Origin of the sequence: Leptolyngbya sp. PCC 6406 (genome assembly GCF_000332095.2) — a bacterium.
In the GTDB taxonomy this organism is placed as follows: domain Bacteria; phylum Cyanobacteriota; class Cyanobacteriia; order Phormidesmidales; family Phormidesmidaceae; genus PCC-6406.
This window is the reverse complement of sequence record NZ_KI913949.1, coordinates 2,826,539-2,829,272: the sequence shown is the minus strand read 5'-3', so window position 1 is coordinate 2,829,272 and position 2,734 is coordinate 2,826,539. Positions and strand designations below refer to the sequence as shown.

Below are 2,734 nucleotides of genomic sequence, written 5' to 3'. Positions count from 1 at the left end.
TTGACAATCGGCATCGTCTGGATGAGGTTCGAGCAGAATTGGTTCCCTTAGGGTAAGCGCAACCCATTGCAAATCAATTCTTCGCTCAGCCAGCCCGATCTTGGCATGGTCGCTGAGGGCATAGGGAAATGGCTGATTGCTCATTCAACGGGTTGCTAGGTCAATAGCCGATATCGCTAATTTATCGCTAATGGATGACCGGCTGTCGCTGTTTCTGTTAACCCACCAATGCGCCACCACCCTTCTGCGCGACTGTACGAGGCCAAACCCGTTCATAAGCGCGATCGCATTATTTACCTTAGCCCCTGAACCGTTGGGCTACCCTGCGGGAAGGCTGCGCTTAATCACAGGCTGAGGATGAGGGTGCTCAGGAGGAGCGGAATACCGAAGGTCAAGTAGGGCATGATTCCAATCAATGCGTAGTTGTACCGCTAGCGATCGTATAAAATAATTTAGATCTTATAGTTGAAAGGGCGTTGGAAAGATTTGAGTTCATAGTGGATGGACCACCCGTATCACAACAGACCCGTAGGCGTGAACGGCTTACAGATTGGAAAATAGTGGTACGGCAAGAGGCGGAAAAATATTGGCCACCGGGGCAAAAAGTGGCTACTGGCCCGATTATGCTGCAAATAACCTATTTCTATGATTCTGTTGCAATAGATGTGGACAATATTATCAAGCCAATTCAGGATGCCATAATTGGATTAGCCTACATTGATGATGATCAAGTCACTGATGTTCTTGCCAGGAAGCGAGATTTGTCAGGAAACTTTAAAGTAGAAAATATGACTTCAACCTTAGCAGAAGGCTTTTCTCGTGGAAACGAGTTCTTGCATATTGTCGTAATTGAAGCTCCTGATCAAGAGGTACTTATCTGATGCCAATTCCAACTGCAAATCTAGAAAGAGAGCGATTACTGAAAATAGCGGAAGAATATCGTAATAAGGGATACGAAATTTGTTTTCACCCAAGTCCTGAAGACCTACCTAGTTTCCTTAAGAATTATCGTCCTGATATGATTGTACGGCGGGAGGACGAAGCCGTAATTATTGAAGTGAATTCACGTCGTTCACTTAATTCCTCTGCTGGACAATATTTGCAGAATCTAGCCCAATCTGTAGAGCAACATCCTGGTTGGCGATTTGAGTTGGTAATGACTAATCCAGAGGATGTTGCATATTCTTCAAAAGCTGAAAGCTCTCTTCAAGAATCCGAAATAGAAGCAAGGCTGCAAGTAGCAAGACAACTTGCGTTACAACACCCAGATTCAGCTATTCTCTACTCTTGGTCTCTTGTTGAGGCAACTTTAAGACTTGTTGCAGAGCATGAGGGACTGAGTTTGCAAAGACTTGATCCTCTTTATCTAGTGAAACAATTAGTGACTGAGGGTGTAATTTTACGTTCTGAGTATCAGTTGCTTATGGATGCTCTTTCATTACGTAATGCAATTGCTCATGGCTTCAAGGCCACCGAAATTACTCAAGAGGCTGTGTGTGAGCTAATTGATGTCGCAGAGCAGCTATTGAGAACTTTGCATACTAGTGTCGAAGCAGACTGACAATTCAAATGCAGGCGGACTATCTATACAGAGCCTATAACCTGATGCGCGGAACCCAACCTACGCAGACTTGTCACCGAGAACAGGCCATAAAGGATGCGAGCTAGGTTTCTAAATATCCTCCAAGTAAAGCTCAATCCATTCACAATCATCGCTTTTAGCCCTTGCCCAGGACTCACGACCTGCTGCGCATGGGTGCCCAGGCAGTTATTAACGCACTAGACCCATCTGATCTATAGCCCCTGCGATGATGGGGTCATCCAACTCATCATCAGAAGCAACCCACAAAACCGCGATCGGTCCTGATCCTACTGCCCCCTAAGCCTTAGTTTCTTTGGAGCGGCTTCGCCTACGGGCACAGGCTATGCCTTTCTTGAATGCCGTTAGGCTATACACGCCCTCACCCCTCTACAAAGTAATCCCCCGTAGGAAAACATCCTGGGACGTTCAAATCTTTGCCCATGGTTGGTCCCGTTTTGAGGACGCAGGAGCGTCGGGGAGGGACGTGTCAAAGTTCGGTTCTCCCCACTTGTACCTACTTTGCCGTGAGTAGAAGATTGGGCTAGATTGTATAAAATTACTCTTTAGAGGAAGCGGCATAATGAAGAGTGGTAAGGGCGAAGGCAAGGGTAAGGATTTCAAGGAAGCAGCAGGGTTTGCTGCTGGTGGCGGTTTTGTGGGAGCTGGTATCGCGGCTATGGTTGGAAATATGGGTTTGGCTGGAGGTTTTGGTGCTATTGCAGTTGGCGCTACTCCAGTTGTTGGAGCCGGAGTAATAGTTGGGATAGCAGCCTACGGCATTAAAAAGCTTTTTGAGTAAGAAAACACATCTGCTTTCATTGATCCTTTACAGAAGGGAAGAGCTATGGATGACTTGAAAATTGTAAGCGCTATTACTAGTGCAGCGGCAGCTACTGGGACAGGCTCTGTAACAATTGCTACAGTTACTTCTTCGGCTCCTGGCATTCTTGGAATTCTAGGGTTTACCACAACTACAACAGTAGCTTTGCCTGTAGCTGGAATTGTTGCAGCAGCAGGACTGGTGGGTTATGGGATTTATAAGGGAGTAAAGTTCGCTCGTAAATAATCAGAACTTTAGTAAACAAGAAACCTATCATAGGTATAGGTAAAGATGGTTTTGGCACTGTTTCTTTTGACAATACTTTTCAATTG

The 2,734-nt window shown here is 45.8% G+C and carries 4 protein-coding genes; all 4 read left to right on the top strand.

The annotated features are described in order from the left end of the window. The first annotated feature begins 497 nt into the window (after positions 1–497). Complete coding sequence (locus LEP6406_RS31230) at positions 498–881, top strand: RusA family crossover junction endodeoxyribonuclease (protein ID WP_225886520.1); 384 nt, start codon at positions 498–500, stop codon at positions 879–881. After that, entirely contained in the window at positions 881–1,561 is a 681-nt protein-coding gene (locus LEP6406_RS0212580; protein WP_008315448.1) for a hypothetical protein, read from the top strand. The genes LEP6406_RS31230 and LEP6406_RS0212580 overlap by 1 nt, the downstream gene beginning before the upstream one ends. Before the next feature lie 601 nt (positions 1,562–2,162). Beyond that, the gene (locus tag LEP6406_RS27895; protein ID WP_008315412.1) at positions 2,163–2,381 is read left to right on the top strand and encodes a hypothetical protein; all 219 of its coding nucleotides are present in this window, start codon (positions 2,163–2,165) and stop codon (positions 2,379–2,381) included. 45 nt (positions 2,382–2,426) lie between these two features. Further along, positions 2,427–2,648: a hypothetical protein gene (locus tag LEP6406_RS32120; RefSeq protein ID WP_008315410.1), complete on the top strand. Its 222-nt coding sequence runs from the start codon at positions 2,427–2,429 to the stop codon at positions 2,646–2,648. Positions 2,649–2,734 lie beyond the last annotated feature (86 nt).